This window comes from Pantoea sp. S-LA4 (genome assembly GCF_054482835.1).
In genome coordinates this window covers 475,572-491,968 of record NZ_JBTLRC010000004.1, presented here as the reverse complement: position 1 = coordinate 491,968, position 16,397 = coordinate 475,572, and the positions used below count along the sequence as shown (strand labels likewise).

At 56.4% G+C, this 16,397-nt stretch carries 20 protein-coding genes, 1 pseudogene and 1 riboswitch; of the genes and pseudogenes, 12 read left to right on the top strand and 9 right to left on the bottom strand.

Going from position 1 to position 16,397, the window contains the following annotated elements; translation table 11 throughout:
* Window positions 1-430: 430 nt before the first annotated feature.
* The 3 genes from ACX3P5_RS22840 to ACX3P5_RS22830 all read right to left on the bottom strand — a co-directional run bounded on the left by ACX3P5_RS22840 (window position 431) and on the right by ACX3P5_RS22830 (window position 3,739).
* A complete protein-coding gene (locus ACX3P5_RS22840; RefSeq protein ID WP_031377585.1) occupies window positions 431-961 on the bottom strand; it encodes a GDYXXLXY domain-containing protein in 531 nt (176 codons plus the stop codon).
* On the bottom strand, window positions 954-3,161 hold the full coding sequence (locus tag ACX3P5_RS22835; RefSeq protein WP_458969460.1) for a DUF4401 domain-containing protein: 2,208 nt from the start codon (window positions 3,159-3,161) through the stop codon (window positions 954-956). The genes ACX3P5_RS22840 and ACX3P5_RS22835 overlap by 8 nt, the downstream gene beginning before the upstream one ends.
* Before the next feature lie 197 nt (window positions 3,162-3,358).
* Window positions 3,359-3,739 carry a winged helix-turn-helix transcriptional regulator gene (locus ACX3P5_RS22830; RefSeq protein ID WP_069729128.1) on the bottom strand — a complete coding sequence of 127 codons (381 nt, stop codon included), beginning with the start codon at window positions 3,737-3,739 and terminating at the stop codon, window positions 3,359-3,361.
* Between the two features lie 99 nt (window positions 3,740-3,838).
* Between ACX3P5_RS22830 and ACX3P5_RS22825 the strand changes: the two genes are divergently transcribed.
* Complete coding sequence (locus ACX3P5_RS22825; protein WP_458969459.1) at window positions 3,839-4,570, top strand: SDR family NAD(P)-dependent oxidoreductase; 732 nt, start codon at window positions 3,839-3,841, stop codon at window positions 4,568-4,570.
* Between the two features lie 104 nt (window positions 4,571-4,674).
* Here the strand turns inward: ACX3P5_RS22825 and ACX3P5_RS22820 are convergent, their stop codons facing one another.
* From ACX3P5_RS22820 to ACX3P5_RS22800, 5 genes and pseudogenes are all read right to left on the bottom strand, one after another.
* Entirely contained in the window at window positions 4,675-5,238 is a 564-nt protein-coding gene (locus ACX3P5_RS22820; RefSeq protein ID WP_458969458.1) for a TetR/AcrR family transcriptional regulator, read from the bottom strand.
* A 248-nt stretch (window positions 5,239-5,486) separates the two neighbouring features.
* Window positions 5,487-6,188 carry a glutathione S-transferase family protein gene (locus ACX3P5_RS22815; RefSeq protein ID WP_233988564.1) on the bottom strand — a complete coding sequence of 234 codons (702 nt, stop codon included), beginning with the start codon at window positions 6,186-6,188 and terminating at the stop codon, window positions 5,487-5,489.
* 419 nt (window positions 6,189-6,607) lie between these two features.
* Window positions 6,608-6,982, bottom strand: coding sequence for a LysR substrate-binding domain-containing protein (locus ACX3P5_RS22810; protein WP_458969485.1), 375 nt, complete (start codon window positions 6,980-6,982; stop codon window positions 6,608-6,610).
* A 6-nt stretch (window positions 6,983-6,988) separates the two neighbouring features.
* A pseudogene (locus ACX3P5_RS22805) lies at window positions 6,989-7,225 on the bottom strand (hypothetical protein); the annotation flags it as partial.
* A gap of 60 nt (window positions 7,226-7,285) precedes the next feature.
* Window positions 7,286-7,438: a hypothetical protein gene (locus tag ACX3P5_RS22800; RefSeq protein WP_458969457.1), complete on the bottom strand. Its 153-nt coding sequence runs from the start codon at window positions 7,436-7,438 to the stop codon at window positions 7,286-7,288.
* A 176-nt stretch (window positions 7,439-7,614) separates the two neighbouring features.
* Between ACX3P5_RS22800 and ACX3P5_RS22795 the strand changes: the two genes are divergently transcribed.
* From ACX3P5_RS22795 to ACX3P5_RS22745, 11 genes are all read left to right on the top strand, one after another.
* Window positions 7,615-8,802 carry a M20 metallopeptidase family protein gene (locus ACX3P5_RS22795; protein ID WP_336756278.1) on the top strand — a complete coding sequence of 396 codons (1,188 nt, stop codon included), beginning with the start codon at window positions 7,615-7,617 and terminating at the stop codon, window positions 8,800-8,802.
* A 19-nt stretch (window positions 8,803-8,821) separates the two neighbouring features.
* Window positions 8,822-9,670, top strand: a complete 849-nt coding sequence (locus ACX3P5_RS22790) for an ABC transporter substrate-binding protein (protein ID WP_458969456.1) — start codon at window positions 8,822-8,824, stop codon at window positions 9,668-9,670.
* A gap of 6 nt (window positions 9,671-9,676) precedes the next feature.
* Window positions 9,677-10,402 (top strand): ABC transporter permease, encoded by a 726-nt coding sequence (locus ACX3P5_RS22785; protein ID WP_233988568.1) that lies wholly within the window; start codon window positions 9,677-9,679, stop codon window positions 10,400-10,402.
* A gap of 9 nt (window positions 10,403-10,411) precedes the next feature.
* A complete protein-coding gene (locus ACX3P5_RS22780; RefSeq protein WP_094119056.1) occupies window positions 10,412-11,098 on the top strand; it encodes an ABC transporter permease in 687 nt (228 codons plus the stop codon).
* Complete coding sequence (locus ACX3P5_RS22775) at window positions 11,095-11,874, top strand: ATP-binding cassette domain-containing protein (RefSeq protein ID WP_233988569.1); 780 nt, start codon at window positions 11,095-11,097, stop codon at window positions 11,872-11,874. The genes ACX3P5_RS22780 and ACX3P5_RS22775 overlap by 4 nt, the downstream gene beginning before the upstream one ends.
* A 217-nt stretch (window positions 11,875-12,091) precedes the next feature.
* The gene (locus tag ACX3P5_RS22770) at window positions 12,092-12,373 is read left to right on the top strand and encodes a type II toxin-antitoxin system RelE/ParE family toxin (protein ID WP_233988570.1); all 282 of its coding nucleotides are present in this window, start codon (window positions 12,092-12,094) and stop codon (window positions 12,371-12,373) included.
* A complete protein-coding gene (locus ACX3P5_RS22765) occupies window positions 12,373-12,675 on the top strand; it encodes a HigA family addiction module antitoxin (RefSeq protein WP_094119058.1) in 303 nt (100 codons plus the stop codon). The genes ACX3P5_RS22770 and ACX3P5_RS22765 overlap by 1 nt, the downstream gene beginning before the upstream one ends.
* A 154-nt stretch (window positions 12,676-12,829) precedes the next feature.
* Window positions 12,830-12,949: riboswitch (TPP riboswitch) on the top strand.
* Window positions 12,950-13,089: 140 nt separating this feature from the next.
* The gene (locus ACX3P5_RS22760; protein ID WP_458969455.1) at window positions 13,090-14,028 is read left to right on the top strand and encodes an FAD-dependent oxidoreductase; all 939 of its coding nucleotides are present in this window, start codon (window positions 13,090-13,092) and stop codon (window positions 14,026-14,028) included.
* Window positions 14,018-14,215 (top strand): sulfur carrier protein ThiS, encoded by a 198-nt coding sequence (gene thiS / locus ACX3P5_RS22755; RefSeq protein ID WP_336756270.1) that lies wholly within the window; start codon window positions 14,018-14,020, stop codon window positions 14,213-14,215. The genes ACX3P5_RS22760 and thiS overlap by 11 nt, the downstream gene beginning before the upstream one ends.
* A 2-nt stretch (window positions 14,216-14,217) precedes the next feature.
* Complete coding sequence (locus tag ACX3P5_RS22750; protein WP_233988573.1) at window positions 14,218-14,976, top strand: thiazole synthase; 759 nt, start codon at window positions 14,218-14,220, stop codon at window positions 14,974-14,976.
* A 9-nt stretch (window positions 14,977-14,985) separates the two neighbouring features.
* Window positions 14,986-15,954 (top strand): HesA/MoeB/ThiF family protein, encoded by a 969-nt coding sequence (locus ACX3P5_RS22745; RefSeq protein ID WP_233988574.1) that lies wholly within the window; start codon window positions 14,986-14,988, stop codon window positions 15,952-15,954.
* 20 nt (window positions 15,955-15,974) lie between these two features.
* Here the strand turns inward: ACX3P5_RS22745 and ACX3P5_RS22740 are convergent, their stop codons facing one another.
* Window positions 15,975-16,388 carry an ASCH domain-containing protein gene (locus tag ACX3P5_RS22740; protein WP_233988575.1) on the bottom strand — a complete coding sequence of 138 codons (414 nt, stop codon included), beginning with the start codon at window positions 16,386-16,388 and terminating at the stop codon, window positions 15,975-15,977.
* Window positions 16,389-16,397 lie beyond the last annotated feature (9 nt).

Genomic DNA, 16,397 nt, shown 5'->3' with positions numbered 1-16,397 from the left:
AAACGAGCCCGCGTAGTGTGCACGCCATTAAGCATTACGACGGTTACGTACTTGACCGTGCCACATCCGGTAGCAGGCAACCTGGGTAAGCAGACAGAACCTTCTGCGCGGTAGCGTATCAACAGGTTGCTGCACCAACCATAATCTGCCTGTGCTACTCCGCTTCCGTCCCGACCGCTTTACTCACACCCTATTGGCCGTTGCCCGCTTATAACACCTCTCCGGCCGGTTTAACTCAGCAGATCGCATTGGCAACTGATGCCGGAACGTTCAGCGCCTTAGTAAATATCAGCGCTAAGGCGATGATCGATAACCGGTTCCACAGACCAGCAAGAGCCTCGTGGCGATCCGTGACGGGCATCATGGCAGGAAGGATCTTAAAGCCGCCTGTCAGAGTATTTTTTGGCAGGCCAGTAAGCGTCTGGCATAGTTAAGGCTGAATCGCTTTACCCTGCTCATCAAGCAGATCGGTCAGGAGTGCCGTGCCATCGCTCCCGACGCGGAATGCCCCGTAACGTGCCTGCGCGAAACGCTCGCCATGGCCTTCCTGAAAGAACCAGGCGTTGGTGCCGACGGTCAGCGAGCCAGAATGTTGATGGTATTTCACCCGTAGCTGATTCGCCTGCAGAGGCTCACCGTGATCAAACCGGGCCTGAGTCGCATGACGCTGCGCATCGAGGTCAACAATCAGCGTCCCGCTGGTGGGCAGGCAGGGCGCTGACAGGGTCGCGCCGCAGGTCTCAGCCTGCTGATACAACCTCAGTTCCAGAGGTCGGGTCAGGGCATAATTCAGCGCCATGTAATCACCCTGCATCAGGGATCGCGGGTCAACCGGCGCAAGGGGTAAAATCATGACCGCGCCCTGTTTCAGCACCTGCTCTTTTTGCCAGATGCTGACATTGACGGCCACCAGCGCCAGCGCTATCACTGCGCCTGCCAGCCATCGGCTCTGTTTACGCATTCTCACTGGCACCTCCGATCGGTGCGGGTAACACTTTTTTGACTCCCCATACCAGCCCCAGTAAAACCAGACCACCGACCATCAGCAGCAGGGATTTTTGCAGCAGAGTAACCGCCAGGAAGTAATACCAGCCAATGACATACAGCACCATGAAACCGCCACTGACCACCAGTAATCCCTGACTTCCCTGATAACGCGCCATCAGAATCAACCACAGGCCCAGTCCAATACCCGGTGCATAGAGGGCGACAGCCCCGCAGATCAGGGCGGCGGGCAGTGTGATAATCGAAAACAGCGACTGGCCATTCCTTTTCTGACTGAGTGCACTCAGCACTAAGCCTGCCGCGATCCCTGTGCCTGTCGCAGACTGAAGCGTAGTCAACTGCGCAGTTGACCAGATGAAATCCGTGAGATACGCCGCGTTTATCCCGAGGAAACTCAGCAACATCAGACCAGCCGGGATGCCATACAGCAGGGGATGTACCGCGTCAGCGTACAGCCCTGCCTGTAACCTCAGCTGATGACTGACGATCCACAGCCACCAACACGTTATCGCCGCCACCACTCCGCAAACAGCAAGGCGGCCAGCCGTCGGCGACAGGGACAGCCGGGCCAGAGAATGGCCCGCCAGCACCAGAAAAAAGGTCAGGGCAGTGATGGCCATAAATCGATAAGTGCGGTCGGGCATAGCCACCGCCATCGCGGCCAGGATCGGCACTGCACATAGTGAACTGAGCATAAGGAAGCTGACGTCATTGCTGTGGATTTGCAGCAGAACGCCGGATATCAGCCCGCAGGTCGCCGCAATTGCCCATGCCAGCCCGAGGTGATGTTTACCGTCACGCTGACTGTGCAGCAGGCCGCGCGCAATGACGGCGAGCAGCAGTGAAGGAAGAATAAGGGTGGCGGCATTCGGTTGGTCGAGTAAGTCAGCGGTATAGAGCAGCAGTATCAGCAGTAACAGAATGATGATCGCTGCGATCCAGCCACCGACGCTTAGCGCCAGCCTCAGATACCAGGGCAGGTCGGAGGCGAGATCGCGTTGCTGAATTTCTTCAATCTGCGAGGCGCTTAGCAAACCCTGCTGACGCAACGTGTCTGTCAGTAAGGTCAGCCTGGCCGGAACCGGATCGATCGGCTCCTTTTCAACCATTTTGCGTTGCCACTTCAGCAGGATAGAACCATTTACCGCCAGCCAGAATGCCATCAGGGCACCGGTCAAAAACAGATCGCCCGTATCGTAGGCGTAAAGAAATAACCGCATGATTAGCGCACAACCAACAACAGTCAGACTGGCGATGCCCAGCGTCAGCATGCAGAGATCCTGATAGCGGTAACGGTACAGGTAATAACCTGCCAGCAGGGTGATCGCCCAGCCGACCGTGATGTAAGTAAAGTGGTTGTTACCGTCCCAGTCAGAAATGTTCCCGGCCACGATGGTGGTCAGCAGCAGCAGTAAAAATCCAGCCATCACCCGTGAGAACCAGCGACTTGCCAGCCAGCTCTCAGGATGATGCGTTATCGCCCGCCAGGCCAGCGCTTCCCTGATAATCAGGCAGGCGGCCAGCAGCGCCAGATATCCGTGAAGCACCGCCGACGGGAGTCGGGTGAAGCTGTCAGACACGGCGAGATCCAGCAGTGAGGTCGGCATCGTGGTGTAATAGAGCTGGAACGCCAGGTTAGCGACCAGCCAGCTGCAAAACCACAGGCTGTTTTGCCGGGCAATCAGCGCCAGCGGCAGAAGAACGCATAACCAGGCCCGGAATAGCTCCCAGCTGTCAGCCCCGGTCTGATAAATCTGCCCATAAAGCGCAAACAGGGCACCGAAACTTAACCCTGCTGCCAGCAATGCGCTGCGTGCCAGCGTGCTGTACCAGCGCCACCAGACCACCACCGCCAGCGCGACAATCAGCAGTTCAGCAAGGGCAAATTTCGCCATCTTCGGCAGCCACGCCCAGTTCCAGGCAATAAAGAACACCGATCCGGCAACCAGTGACAGTAATCCCAGACAGCAAAGAACCGGGATAAGAAACTGACGCCATTGAGCATCTGACGGTCTGATACCACAAAAAGCATAGATGCGCTGGCAGGTCTCCGGGGTCAGGCTTCCTCCTTTCACCAGGCGTGCAGTCTGACGGCAAAGATACTCTGCCGTGCGTGACGGCATACCGGTTATGCCCTCAGGTGCAATCTCCCTCATACTTTCCCTGCCTCTGTTTGCGGAGTTACTTTTAATGTTAACGACGGGTCTTCCCTGCGATCAATCCGCGTGTCGGTGAGTAACACTCTGCTGAGCGGCAGAGCCGCGGATAAGTTTGCTGAATAAATGTAATCATCTTTTCGCGGACATAACAGCGTCAATCAAAGGCGACTGGTGGACCCGGATTGCAGGATGATTCAACAAACCTCTTCTGCATGCCGGGAATCATACCGCAACTGAGCCTGCTCCATTTCCGCACCATGTTTTAGCGCCCATCCATACAGCGCACTAAAAGGCTCCTGAAGCGTCTGTGCCAGTGATGTAAGACTGTACTCCACACTCACCGGCGAAGTCGGCAGTACCTTTCGATGCACCAATCCATTGCGCTCAAGCCGTTTAAGCGCATCAGACAAGGCTTTGTGCGTAATCCCATCCAGTCGGCGACGGAGTTCATTGAAGCGCACGGGTTCACTACAAAGTACGGTGAGAATTAAAATTGACCATTTATTGGTGATGTTCTCCAGCACCGGTCGGGTTTTTCCTATTTCTGTCAGGTCATTACTCTCAATTTGAGCCATAGCGATATATTCCTCGATACCTGATATAAACAAAGTGCGTAATTGTTATTAAGTATAAAAATTATATCATCTGTTTTCCATCCCGACAGGAGTGAGCAGATGCGTAGATTAGAGAATAAAGTTGCCCTGATACTCGGCGGAGCAAAAGGCATTGGTCTGGCTATCAGCCAGCGATTTGCCAGTGAAGGTGCAACGACCTGGCTGACCTCGCGCCGAAATGAAGAGTTAGAAGCAGCCAGCCACACCATAAAGGGCACCGCCAGGCCCGTTCGTGCTGATGTCAGCCAGATAAGCGAACTGACGCGGATAGTTGATGTAATCAGGGCAGAGTCTGGCCAGATAGATGTGCTGGTCATCAATGCCGGAATGGCGGAATACTCGACGATTGATGACGTCACCCCGGCACATTTTGATGCTATTTTCGGCCTGAATGTGCGCTCACCGCTTTTTGCTATGCAGGCAGCACTTCCCCTGATGAAGAAGGGCGCGAGCGTCGTTTTGATCGGGTCGATTGCCGATGTGATTGGCACGCCGGGATATGGCGTATATGGCGCCAGTAAAGCAGCACTTCGTTCTTTTGCCCGCACATGGACAAAAGAACTCTCCGACCGTGGCATTCGAATAAATGTTGTCGCCCCTGGCCCCATCGATACGGAAATGATGCTTGCGGCCTCTGAAGAGCTACGTAATGGGATAATCAGCACCATTCCGTTATCAAGAATGGGCAGACCTGAAGAAGTTGCCAGTGCTGCACTATTCCTCGCAAGCGATGAAAGCAGTTATATAGCCGGAGCAGAAATCTGTGTGGATGGGGGGATGACGCAAGTATGATCAATGACGTTCAGTTTTATTAACACCAGAGAAAGGCTGAATGAGAGACGAACCGGGCTATTACCCGGTTTTTATCTTTCGCCAAAGCGGGTCGCTGTCAGTGGCTAGGCAGGCAGAGGTCCGGACGCGCGGTATGAATCGACCAGGGCATCGAAAAGCGAAATATCCGAGCGACTTCTGGCCAGAAGCTGGGCACCGACAATAGCTGCGAAAATTGCACGTGCTCTGGATTCACTCTCACCTGATTCGCACACCTTCGCAGCCACCAGAAGTTTACTAAGCCATGTAATGTTTACTTCAGCAAATTTCTGAATTTCATTGGTCATTTCAACGGGTAAAGTATCGGTTTCAGCGCCCATAAAACTGCCCAGGCAGAGACGATTGTCGGCCTCAAGCGATCTGCGGAAGATTTCAGGAAAGCGATGCAGCGCGTCAAGCGGGGACGGGCTTTCTGATTCGATCATCTCCAGCGCGAGCGCGCCGTCCTCCCAATATCGTCTGGCAACGGCAATACCCAGATCGGCTTTGCTGGGAAAATGGTAGTAAATACTCGCCGCTTTGATACCAACAGCTTCCGCGAGATCGCGGAAATTCAAACCATTGTAGCCCTGCGATTGGGCAATTTTTTTGGCCGCCAACAAAATGGCTTCCTTAGAATTGACGCTCATCTTTGTGCCTTTCGTCCAGGGACGATCTCTTCAATAAAGAAGGCTATTTTACAGCAAATACCTACCGTGTGACAGGTAGATTGTCAGGCAGAGCACTGCGTTCACTGCGACCAGGGTGCTCAGGCAGACGCCGTTCCTTCATGGTTCAGAAAGCGGCATCGCCAGCCGATACTAGCGGGACCACTACGGTCACCGGGAAAGTTAAAGGATGGCGATCCCGGCGTACCGGCGTTTTCATTGAGAAGCTATTACCGGGCTGGCGAATCCAGCTCAGGAATGCCGCTGCTGCGATCGGCGTAGGCTGCCTGGAAAGCAGGACGTTTTGTCCAGCGCTGCCAGTACGCATCCAGGAACTCAAAACGCTCGTCCAGTGGTGTGGCATTGACCGGGAATTTCGAGAAGGCGATGGCGGTTGCCAGCGTAATGTCCGAGAAGGTCGGGGCATCGCCGCCGAGCAGCCATTCGCGGCCGTCTGACAGATGACGATTGACCAGTGCGGCGTGAGCCAACGCTTCCTTACGGCAGTGTTCGCCCCAGGCCTCATTTTTGGTCAGTTCCAGCTTGAAGCCGAGGCCGGTATGCAACACGTGGAATGCTGTAACGATGCGGTACAGGATGTGCACCCAAACCCGGTTATCCCACATGTTATCCAGACCCTGTTCCAGTGCGGTCTCTCCCATGATCTTGCGACCGGGATACTCCTGGTCAAGATAACGAACGATGGCAGCCGTTTCGGAAATATAGCTACCGTCAGCCAGTTGCAGAGTGGGCGTTTCGCCCCACGGGTTCATATTCAGATGACGCCAGCCACGCTGTTCTCCCACAGGGGACATATCATAAATGGTTTCGGCAAAATGGTCAGCGATGCCTTTTTCGTGCATGAACAGACGCAGACGCTGTGGGTTCGGAAAGGCTGAAGGCGAAGTGAAAAGCTGAAGTTTAGTTGTCATGGTCGGCATCCTGAAAGTTGGGGTTGAGTTGCCTAACAAACGTTAGGTAGATAAACCTTAGCTGCCGATTCGATGTGCGTCAACACCTATCTAACACTTGTTAGGTAAATCTTTTATGTGCCGTTCCGTTTGCTACGCTATTTCAGCGTCTGCCTGGCTGAAGGCGGGGGCAGAATGACGCCAGATGGTCGAGCGAATGAATGACGGGTCAGGTCGAATGCTCACGGATGTTCAGGTGAGTGGCACGAGGTGAGGTTAACGCGATAGCTGATGCAGACTATACGATTCCGCAGAGGCACCGGCGGGGATGAGGCAGGGTCGGCTTACAGCGAACGATGGCCTGAACCGCCCGGTGTTCGCTTAATGCTGATCCGAAACCCGTTTTAACGGGTACGCAGGCTGAATCAGCGGAATTAATTTCAGACACGCATCGCTGTTTTTACCGTGTCCACGAACAGTCGCAATGCAACAGGCATATGGCGATTTTGCAGAAAGTAGAGTGCGATACCCTGCGACGCAATCGTCCAGTCTTCCAGTAAAGTAACCAGCCGCTTCGTGTCGAGAGCCTGCCGGGCGTAGGGCTCTGGCACATAGGCCACAGCTAATCCTGCGACAGCCGCTTCCACCATTAAAGCGCTACTGTCGAGGGTCAGGCTGCGCGGCACATCCAGCGCAAACTGTTGCTCATGCTGCTGATATTCCCAGTGATAACGTTTGCCGCCAGGCAGACGCTGGCGCAAACAGGCATGTTGCATAATATCCTGCGGATGCGCGACTTCGGGCCGATCTGCCAGGTCACCGGCCTGCAGGCGATCCTGACTGAGCGAGAAATGCAGCGTCGGCACCCGCAGCACCCAGTCCGTATTGACGTTTCTCATCATCGGGATGGCCTGCACTTAGTGAGCAATCGCGCGCAGAGTGGCAGAGTCCGGTCCCATAACGCGGCAGGCCAGCGGATAAGGCGAGTAGGGGCTTAACACCCGTTGTGTCAGCCGGACGCATGCTTCTGACGCCAGTCCGTGAGCCGCTGCATCCCGCGCTGGCCTGCGCGGTGGCTGAACCGCTCAGCAAAGTAACGCTGCTGAACTGCGGGCATTTTATTGCCGACCAACAGCCGCAAAAATTAGCGCAATATTAACAGGCATGTTTAATTCAACTGTCCGGTAACCGGCTTTCATCACCATATAAGTAGTGAAAGTAATGTCATCTTGCGGATTATTAATATTATTGCTGATCTGCCCGATTCTCATTCAATCTTCCTGAGGTTATTTCTATCTCATTGATTTTAAAACGACTGCGACCGGCTTTTGCGCGTTGCTTTCTGCGTCATGCTGTGAATAAATAAACGGTCGCAAACACCAGAAATCATGATCACATAAAAAAAGAGTCTGCATTACGATGCCGACCCAATATTGCCGGGGCTGCTATGAATCAGGATAAAGCACTGCTGGCCAGAGAAATAAAAGCCAGAACGGAACAACTGGAATCGCATTTAGTGGCGATTCGACGCGATATTCATGCCCACCCGGAATTAGGCTTCGATACGCTGCGTACCGCCAGCCTGGTAACACAACAGTTACAGGCGCTGGGGCTGACGCCACAAACCGGCATCGGCCGCAGCGGCGTGATGGTGGATATCGACGGCGCTGAGCCGGGGAAAACCCTGCTGCTTCGCGCCGATATGGATGCGTTACCGATCCACGAACAGACCGGGCTGCCTTTTGCCAGCGTCTGGCCCGGCAAAATGCACGCCTGCGGGCATGACATTCACACCGCCACCCTGCTGGGCGTAGCAGCGATTCTGCCGCATTATCGTCAGCAGCTAAAAGGGAGAGTCAGGCTGATTTTCCAGCCCGCCGAAGAAACCCCGGACAGCGGCGCGCAGGCGATGATCGCTGACGGTGCGGCGGAAGGCATCGACTGGGCGATTACTCTGCACAATAAGCCTGAACTGGCGGCTGGTGAAGTAGCGTTAACCCGCGGCGCCAGTACCGCGTCCAGTGACGAATTTGACGTGACGGTGCATGGCGTTTCAACCCACGCCGCGCGCCCGCACATGGGCAGCGATCCGATTATTGCCACCGTGCATCTCATCAGTCAGCTACAAACTATCATCTCGCGCGAACGCGATCCGGCCCACTCGGCGGTGTTAACCATCGGCCACATTCAGGGCGGCACCACCCACAATATTATTCCTGACAGCTGCCTGTTTCAGGGCACTATCCGCACCAAATCGCCTGCGGTACGTGCCGACATGGAAGCGGCATTCAAACGGATGTGTGAGGGCGTGGCGCTGGCGCAAAATGTGCGCGTGGAGGTTAACTTCCAGCGTGGCGTACCACCGCTGATGAATGACGATCGGCTAATCGATGCGCTGGAGCAGATTCTGTCGCACCAGTTCGATAAGCCGATTATCGCGCAGCCCAGCGACAGCTTTGGTGCCGAAGATTTTTCGCTGTTTACCGAACGGGCGCCGGGTTGCCAGATCCACATCGGGTCTGCCACGCCGGGCCGTGACGATCATCTGCACAATTCCGACTATCAACCGGATGAACGCAGCATTGCCGCCGGGACGCAGGCGCTGACCCGCCTTGCGATTGATCTGCTCTCTTAATAAAAAAAATGAGGTTTCTATGATGATGCACAACCGTCTGTTTGCGGCTTCCCTGACCGTGGCATTACTGGCGACGTCTGCTGTCAGCCAGGCAAAAGATTTTGGCACCCTGAAATTTGCCACCGAGGCGGCTTATCCCCCGTTTAACCAGACCACTCCGAGCGGCAAAATCGTCGGCTATGAGCCGGATATGGTGGCGGAGCTGGCTAAGCGCGCCGGTTTCAAATATGAAATCATTGCCCAGAAATGGTCCGGCATGATCCCAGGCCTGATCGACGGTAAATATGATGCGGTCATTGATGCCGTTACCGTTACCCCCAAGCGCGCCGAAGCGATCGATTTTACCCATCAGTACACCGTCAGCGTCTCCAGCTTTGTGACCTCTAAAACCTCGCCGCTGGCAACTCTGCCAGGCAGCGGCACGGTGGTCACGGCCGATGATGAAGCGGGCATGAAAAAAGCGATTGAGGATCTGAAAACCACCTTTAAGGGCAAAACCATCGCGGTGCAGGTCGCCACCATTCAGGCTGACTTCCTGCAAAAATATCTCGGCGATGTTGCCACTATCCGTACCTATCAGGCGGGCCCGGAGACCTTCGCTGACCTGATGAATGGCCGGGTTGATGCGGTAATGGCGTCACGCACCAACCTCAACGCCTTTGTGAAAAAACATGCTGAGGCGATCAGCAGCAGCGGCTACGGCTTCTCTGGCGGCGTACTGGGTGCCGGCTCAGCGATTGGCCTGCGTAAAGGCAACAGTGAACTGCAGCAGGTGCTGAACCAGGCGCTGGAATCGATGATCAAAGACGGCACGCTGAGCAAACTGTCGATGAAATGGTTCGGCGAAGACGTCGCACCCAAAGCGTAACCGCTGATGTTGATGAATATTGACTGGCAGATACTTGGCTTTGGCGACGAAGGGTGGGGCGGTGTGCTGCTTAACGCCGCCGCCGTCACGGTCAGCGTCTCGCTCTGTGCCTGGCTGCTGGGTGCGGTGCTCGGCAGCGTACTGTGCTGGATGCAGATTGCCGGCTCGCGCTGGCAGCAACGGCTGGCGGCCAGCTACATTACCCTGTTTCGCGGCGTGCCGGAATTGCTGGTGATCTACCTGTTCTATTTTGGCGGACGGCAGGTGGTATCGACCGTCGGCACCGCGCTGGGCTTCCAGGGGCCGTTTGACGTGAACGGCTTTGTGGCAGGCGCGATTGCCATCGGGCTGATCTCCGGCGCCTACCAGAGCGGTGTGTTTCGTGGCGCCTTTTACGCCATCCCGAAAGGCACGCTGGAAGCGGCAACGGTCACCGGGATGGGGCGCTTAATGATGTTCCGCCGCATTATCGTCCCGCAGGCGTTGCGTACCGCGCTGCCGGGAATGGGTAACCAGTGGCAATCGGTGATCAAAGAGTCGGCGCTGGTGTCGGTGACCGGGCTGGTGGAAACCATGAATCAGGTGTCAACCGCCGCCAACTCCACGCAGATGTCGTTTTTCTTCTACAGCGTCGGCGCGGTGATCTACCTGATCATCACCACCTGTTCTGACATGGTTTTCCGCTACGTGGAAAAATTTGCGATGCGCGGTCAACAGCGCGTAAAGGAATAAGGAGTCCACGTGGATATCACTTTTTTACAGCAAACGCTGCTGGCACTGCTGAAAGGGCTACCGCTGACGATTAATCTCGCCCTGTTGTCGCTGCTGGGCGGCGGCCTGCTGGCGCTGCTGCTCAACCTGCTGCGCATGACGCGGGTCGGCAGCCTGTTCTGCCGTTTCTATGTCTGGCTGTTTCGCGGTACGCCCCTGTTGATTCAGATTTTCATGGTCTATTACGGACTCGGCAGCTTACCGGCGGTGCGGGAAAGTCTGTTCTGGCCGCTGCTGCGCGATCCATACTGGTGCGGGTTACTGGCGTTGATCCTCAACGATGCGGCCTACACCTCTGAAATTCTGCGCGGTGGGCTGCGCGCCGTCAGCCAGCAGTCGCTGGAAGCGGCAAAGGTTTCGGGTATGGGGTCATACAAAATCTTCACCCGGATTACCTTACCGATCGCCATTCGCCAGGCATTACCGGCCTACAGCAACGAAATAATCTCGATGATTAAAGCCACCTCGCTGGTCAGCACCATCAGCCTGATGGAGATGACCGGGATTGCCGATTCGATTGTCTCGTCAACCTTTCGGGCGCTGGAAGTGTTCCTCAGTGCTGCGGTTATCTACCTGATACTGACCATGCTGGTCAGCAAAGGCGTATCGATGCTGGAACGTCGTTTATCACCTTACTATTTTGGAGCGCGTTCATGACGGCACCGACTATCATGCTGAGTCATCTCAGAAAGAGTTATGCGGGACATGAAGTGCTGCACGACATTAGCCTGACGGCGCAGGATGGCGATGTGATTTCGCTGATCGGCGCCAGCGGCTCCGGCAAAAGCACCCTGTTACGCTGCATCCCGTTTCTTGAAGTGCCGCAGGCCGGGGAGATCGCAGTGGGTGAGGTGACGGTCACGCTGGATAATGCTGATGAAAAACTGAACCGTGAGCAGCGTCGCCGCATCAAACTGATGCGTATGCAGCTCGGTTTTGTCTTCCAGAGTTTCAATCTGTGGCCGCACAAAACGGTGATGCAGAACATCATCGAAGCGCCGATTCACGTCCAGAAGCGCAGCCATAAAGAGGCGCTGGAAGAGGCGGAGGCATTGCTGCATAAAGTGGGGTTGTACGCGAAGCGCGACGCCTGGCCGTCGCAGCTTTCCGGCGGACAACAGCAGCGTGTGGCGATTGCCCGTGCGCTGGCGCAGCAGCCAAAAGCGATCCTGTTTGATGAGCCCACATCGGCACTTGATCCGGAGCTGGTAGGCGAAGTGCTGCGGGTGATCCGTAGCCTGGCGGAAGAGGGACGCACCATGATTATCGTCACTCATGAGATGGGCTTTGCGCGGGAAGTGTCCAATAAAGCGATTTTCCTGCATCAGGGCATGATTGAAGAGTCCGGCGCGCCGGAGCAGGTGTTCCTCGATCCCATCTCGCCGCGCTGTCGCGCGTTTGTTAACAGCCACTTTGAGCGTAATGCGGGTTAAACCTGCAGGATTACATCAAGTCGCAGACATTGCGTCAGGCCTCTTTCAGAGGCCGCTCTGAATTCCTGCAGGCCATCACAAACCTATCTGGACGACACCGTTTCAGCTATTGATACTCTTTTCGGACCGCTCATTGCTGGGCTGGTCGGGGAATTTTGTTGCCTGAAGGGAAACACCTTGCTATATTGTTTCCCGTTGAGAAACAGGAGTGATCAACGTGATTAAAAGCTGGAAGCATAAGGGATTGCAAAGGCTATACGAAAAAGGTGACACGAGCGGTCTGCAGGCAAAAGATATTGATCGGATCATGCTGCGGCTGATGGTGCTGGATAATGCCATGACAATTAATGAATTCAGGCACTTTCAGGGGTTCAACTTTCATACACTGAAAGGTGACAAATGCCATCTTTACGCGATAACCGTGCGTGCTAACTGGCGCATCACTTTCGAATTTCTCGACGGTGATGTCTATATTCTGAACCTTGAGGATTATCACTAATGACAATGATTAACCCACCCCATCCGGGAGGATTGATTACGGAATACCTCGACGATCATCAGATGAGTCTGCGCAGTCTGGCCCGCCATATTGGCGTCTCACCATCGGCGCTGAGTAAGGTGGCAGCCGGTAAAACCGCGATCAGCCCCGAAATGGCGCTCCGGCTTGAAGCCGGTTTGGGCATTGCGGCCCGGCTCTGGCTGGCGATGCAGGCATCCTACGATCTTAATCGGGCGCGCGAGTGGGTTGATCTCTCTGGCGTCAAACTCTTATCCCCTGCTGATAAACAACTGGCGCAGTGAGCCTGCCAGCTGGCTGCGTGATGGTTTGGCTCTGAAACGATCGTTATTTCTACCCGGCGTTATCGGGCTGACCGCCGACTGCTGACATACTTGCAGCGGTTGTGATCGATCATCGGCCCTTCACTTGACGAACCTGCCCGCTTAACTTAAAACTAGAACCCGTCAGGGGAGTCTCGCCAGAGAGACTGAGAGGCTAATAGCGCAGCGCGCGGCTTAGCGACCCTTTGAACCTGACCCAGTTGATACTGGCGTAGGAAGACGGGCATCCGCTCTTTGCAGATGCTTGCCGCAAGGGCATCGCCATTCATGCTCTCGCTTTTTTCCCTTCTGGTATCCCGGGTCTTCGCGTAGTTACGACGAGGCCACTATGAACCATCCTATCCTGAATGACGCAACGCCCGCAGGGCGGACAGCATGAGCCGCTGGTCGGTACTCGGCAGTGGTGTGGCCGGGCTGTGCGTAGCCACGCTGCTGGCAGAGCGCGGTGAAACAGTTGAAGTCATTACCCGTCCTGAATGTCTTGCGGCCTCTCACTGGGCTGGCGGGATGCTGGCGCCCTGGTGCGAAGCGGAGAGTGCGCCGCCGCAGGTCATTGAGTGGGGTCAGCACGCCGCGGCCTGGTGGGCGCAGCGGATTGAGGGCGTTGTGCAGCACGGCACGCTGGTGGTTGCGCCGCCGCGCGACAGCCGCGAACTGATCCGCTTCGCCAGTCTGACTCATCAGCACCAATGGGTCACGCCCGGTGAAATTGAACCGGCGCTGGAAAATCGTTTTGCTCGCGGGCTATTTTTTGCCGCTGAAGCCCATCTCGATCCGCGCAGTGCGCTAAAGCAATTGCAGCAGCGTTTGCTGGCGGCCGACGTGTCCTTTCATTCCGGCGCGCCCGGCGGTCAGATTATTGATTGCCGGGGCATCCACGCCGCCGAGATGCAACCCGCGCTGCGGGCGGTGCGCGGCGAAATGCTGATCCTGCACGCGCCTGACCTCACTCTTTCCCGTCCCGTTCGCCTGCTGCATCCGCGCTTCCCCTGTTATCTGGTGCCGCGTGCCGATGGGGTCTTTATGCTGGGCGCCACTATGGTGGAGAGCCATGACAGTAGCCCGATCAGCGCGCGTGCCATGATGGAACTGCTCAGCGCCGCCTATACCCTGCATCCGGCCCTGGCCGAAGCGCGCGTGCTGGAGAGCGGCACCGGCCTGCGTCCCGCTTACCGCCACAACCTGCCCGAAGTCCGCTATCAAAACGGGGTTTTCTCGATCAATGGACTTTATCGCCACGGCTTCCTGCTGGCGCCGATGATGGCTGAACAATTTATCCAGCAACTGACTCAGGAGATGACTCATGCGAATTGAACTGAATGGACGCGGCATCGATACCGCGGCGCGCACAGTAGCCGAACTGTTGCAGGAGCAGCAGATCGATCCGGCCACGGTTGCCACGGCGCTGAACGGTGAATTTGTGCCGCGCGCCCGTTACGCCAGCCAGCGTCTCGAAGCCGGGAATCAGCTGGAAGTGCTGTCACCGATGCAGGGAGGTTAAGCATGTTTTATCAACATACGCCATCATCGCGGTTTTTACTGGGCACGGCAGGCTATCCGTCGCCCGCTATTCTGCAGCAGGCGATTGCGGCTTCGGAGACAGAGATCATCACCGTGAGTTTACGGCGCGAAGGCAGCGCGGGCGGCGCTTTCCGTGAACTGTTGCAACAGCTCAACACCCGCATTCTGCCAAATACCGCCGGTTGCCACACCGTTAAAGAGGCGGTAACCACTGCGCTGATGGCGCGTGAACTGTTTGGCACGCCGTGGATTAAGCTGGAAGTGATTGGCCACGCCGATACCTTGCAGCCCGATCCCTTTGCGCTGGTAGAGGCGGCGCGCATTCTCTGCGCCGAGGGTTTTCAGGTCTTTCCCTATACCACTGAAGATCTGATTGTCGGCGAAAAACTGCTTGAGGCGGGCTGTGAAGTGCTGATGCCGTGGGGCGCGCCGATTGGCTCGGGACAGGGTCTGCGTAATATTGAAGGGCTGAAAACGATGCGCGCCTGGTTCAGGGATGTGCCGCTGATTATTGATGCGGGCATCGGTGCGCCCAGCCAGGCGGCGCAGGCGATGGAGATGGGATTCGATGGCGTTCTGCTCAACACCGCGGTGGCGAAAGCACGCGATCCGGTGCAGATGGCGACGGCATTCTCCGCCGCTATCGCGGCCGGACATCAGGCATATCAGGCCGGTCTGATGGAGCAACGCGATATGGCCGCCGCATCCACCCCGATTTTCGGGCTGGCACAGTTCAGCTAAGGAGCCGTGATGGATCGTTATCAGCGACAAACCATGTTGCCGGAAATCGGCGAAACGGGGCAGCAGCGCTTACGCGCGGCACGGGTGCTGGTGGTCGGCGCAGGCGGACTCGGTTCAACCGTGCTGCCGTTGCTGGCTGGTGCGGGCGTGGGGTTTATCCGTCTTTACGATGGCGATCGGGTTGAGCTGCATAATCTGCATCGCCAGACGCTGTTCGGCATGGCGGATATCGGTGAGCCAAAAGTGTCAGCCGCCCGTCGGGCGCTGATTCAGCGCAATCCTGACTGTGAGGTAGACGCGCGGGCGCAGGTGTTAACGGCCAGCCTGCTGCCAGAGGCGCTCGACGCGATCGATCTGGTTATTGATGCGGCTGATAACTTCGCGATTACCTATCAGCTGTCGGATGCCTGTCTGCTGCGAAGCCTGCCGCTGGTCTGTGCGTCGGTACTGGGTCGCAAAGGGTACGTCGGCGGTTTCTGCGGCGGTGCGCCCGGCTATCGTGCGCTGTTTCCGCAACTGCCCACCACGGCAGGCAACTGCAACACGGCGGGCGTGATGGGACCGGCGGTGGCGACGCTGGGCGCTTTGCAGGCGCAGATGGCGCTGAGCCTGTTGCTGAAGCTGACGCCCTCTCCGCTGGGTTGCATGATCCACTGTGATTTTATCAACTGGCATCTGCGGCAGTTTCGCTTTGATGATGCGCCGGAACCGGCAGTGCCTGGCATACCTTTTATCGATCTGCCGATGCTGACCGCCAGGGACTGTATTGTTGAATTGCGCAGCCGGGAGGAAGCGCCGGTCAGCGTGGCAGAGAAGGTGCAGCGAATCCTGCCGCAGCAGATAGCGGACTGGCAGCCGCCCGCGGATCAACGCATCGTGCTGGTGTGCGCCAGCGGGATGCGTGCGGCACAGGCGGCGGAGCTGTTACAGGCACGCGGTTTCCCGCGCCTGGCACTGATGGCGGCCAACAGCCTGTAGCGCAAATCAGCCGAAGTGAATCAGATCACTTCAACCAGCTGGAAGGTTTCAAACACCAGTTCCATCTCAGGATGGAAATAGCCTTCCCGCTGGAAAAAGCGCTGATGCTCCTGTTGCCAGTATTCCAGACTGAGATCGCCTTCGCCTTCCAGCATCGCCATCTCAGGCGTGACGCGGTCAAAGCGGGTCAGGAACAGACCGGTAGTGCGGATCACGCAGACCGGCCGCTGTTCACCATTGAGGATAATGCTGTGACGGCCCGGTTCAGGTTTGTCTTCATCATCCTGCCAGCTGTGCAGTGAACCACAGCTGGCAACTTTTTTTCCGGCAATCACCAGCGTCGCCAGCTGGCTGGCGAGTTCAGGTGAGTCGCCGAGCGATGCCGCATTTGCATCCGGATATTTGTCTTGCAGTTGTTCCAGCGTCATTGCCATCAGGAAATC

Bases quoted from the DNA above. Each gene is read 5' to 3' on its own strand.
- ACX3P5_RS22840 (WP_031377585.1), bottom strand. From the start codon at position 961: ATGCGTAAACAGAGCCGATGGCTGGCAGGCGCAGTGATAGCGCTGGCG.
- ACX3P5_RS22835 (WP_458969460.1), bottom strand. From the start codon at position 3,161: ATGAGGGAGATTGCACCTGAGGGCATAACCGGTATGCCGTCACGCACG.
- ACX3P5_RS22830 (WP_069729128.1), bottom strand. From the start codon at position 3,739: ATGGCTCAAATTGAGAGTAATGACCTGACAGAAATAGGAAAAACCCGA.
- ACX3P5_RS22825 (WP_458969459.1), top strand. From the start codon at position 3,839: ATGCGTAGATTAGAGAATAAAGTTGCCCTGATACTCGGCGGAGCAAAA.
- ACX3P5_RS22820 (WP_458969458.1), bottom strand. From the start codon at position 5,238: ATGAGCGTCAATTCTAAGGAAGCCATTTTGTTGGCGGCCAAAAAAATT.
- ACX3P5_RS22815 (WP_233988564.1), bottom strand. From the start codon at position 6,188: ATGACAACTAAACTTCAGCTTTTCACTTCGCCTTCAGCCTTTCCGAAC.
- ACX3P5_RS22800 (WP_458969457.1), bottom strand. From the start codon at position 7,438: ATGAGAATCGGGCAGATCAGCAATAATATTAATAATCCGCAAGATGAC.
- ACX3P5_RS22795 (WP_336756278.1), top strand. From the start codon at position 7,615: ATGAATCAGGATAAAGCACTGCTGGCCAGAGAAATAAAAGCCAGAACG.
- ACX3P5_RS22790 (WP_458969456.1), top strand. From the start codon at position 8,822: ATGATGATGCACAACCGTCTGTTTGCGGCTTCCCTGACCGTGGCATTA.
- ACX3P5_RS22785 (WP_233988568.1), top strand. From the start codon at position 9,677: ATGTTGATGAATATTGACTGGCAGATACTTGGCTTTGGCGACGAAGGG.
- ACX3P5_RS22775 (WP_233988569.1), top strand. From the start codon at position 11,095: ATGACGGCACCGACTATCATGCTGAGTCATCTCAGAAAGAGTTATGCG.
- ACX3P5_RS22765 (WP_094119058.1), top strand. From the start codon at position 12,373: ATGACAATGATTAACCCACCCCATCCGGGAGGATTGATTACGGAATAC.
- ACX3P5_RS22760 (WP_458969455.1), top strand. From the start codon at position 13,090: ATGAGCCGCTGGTCGGTACTCGGCAGTGGTGTGGCCGGGCTGTGCGTA.
- thiS (WP_336756270.1), top strand. From the start codon at position 14,018: ATGCGAATTGAACTGAATGGACGCGGCATCGATACCGCGGCGCGCACA.
- ACX3P5_RS22750 (WP_233988573.1), top strand. From the start codon at position 14,218: ATGTTTTATCAACATACGCCATCATCGCGGTTTTTACTGGGCACGGCA.
- ACX3P5_RS22745 (WP_233988574.1), top strand. From the start codon at position 14,986: ATGGATCGTTATCAGCGACAAACCATGTTGCCGGAAATCGGCGAAACG.
- ACX3P5_RS22740 (WP_233988575.1), bottom strand. From the start codon at position 16,388: ATGGCAATGACGCTGGAACAACTGCAAGACAAATATCCGGATGCAAAT.